The sequence below is a fragment of the Sphaerospermopsis reniformis genome, assembly GCF_005402885.1.
Taxonomy (GTDB): domain Bacteria; phylum Cyanobacteriota; class Cyanobacteriia; order Cyanobacteriales; family Nostocaceae; genus Sphaerospermopsis; species Sphaerospermopsis kisseleviana.
Genome location: NZ_BJCE01000508.1, coordinates 1 through 963 on the forward strand (window position 1 = coordinate 1; position 963 = coordinate 963).

Genomic DNA, 963 nt, shown 5'->3' on the forward strand with positions numbered 1-963 from the left:
TACTGATTCAAATAATCTGTGGGCTATATATTCTTTCGCTGAATGCCATACCAGTTCAATTAAATTATAATCTGGACTATAAGGTGGTAAAAATTCCAGAATAATATTTGGCATTTCTGCTTCAATACGAGCCAAAATATCTTTTCTTTTATGGTAACTAGCATTATCAAGAATAATCACTATCTTAGCTGAATTATCATTAAAGTCTTCAGGCTTATTTCCTGCTTCTATCCATTCCTGTTTTAAAAAATAGTTGAGAGATTTTAACTGTTCATAAAACACATCTGCATTTCCCTGTTTAATCACAAAATTTATTCTTTTTTTGTCATGATAACGCAACCCTCCCATAATATTCACTCTTCCCCTTCTTCTTTGTCCTGTCACCTCTTTTCTCTTGCCTTTCTTTCCCCATGTTTTTCTTCTTATCACTCTTAAACTAAATCCACTCTCGTCCCAAAACCATACCTGTAAACGCTCTGGTGATGATTTTGTTATTTTTAAATATTCAGCTAATTTTTCTTTAAATAACTTACGCTTCTCTGGACTTTGTTTATCCTCTAGGCTATACTTTGCCCAAAGGTAAACGTACTTTTTTCTCTCTAAAATTCTCCTTACTTGCGAACTACTTAACTTTATTCCTGTCTCTATTTCTAGATATGTCGCTAATCTTGCTGATGTCCATCTGCCAAATTCATATCCACATTCATCAGGGTTCTTCTCAATTACTTCTAACAACAAATTCTCATATTCTTTGGTTACTTTACGGAAGTTACCTTCTCTTCTTCCATCTAAAAAACTGTCTATATTATCCGGATCTCCATGCACTGCCCAATATGCTACTGTTGTATATGCTATGTTTAAAAAATCACTTATTTCCTGGTAAGTTTTCCCATCATTCATCAACAATAATATTAGTATTTTCTCTCTTACATAAGGATTATCTTGCTCTTTTAGGTGTTTTAA

General features: G+C 32.8%; 1 protein-coding gene. It reads right to left on the minus strand.

Features of this window, described 5'->3' with window-relative positions; translation table 11 throughout:
- Window positions 1–963 (minus strand): IS630 family transposase (locus FFR48_RS28080; RefSeq protein WP_137669596.1); only part of this gene is annotated, 963 nt, incomplete at both ends.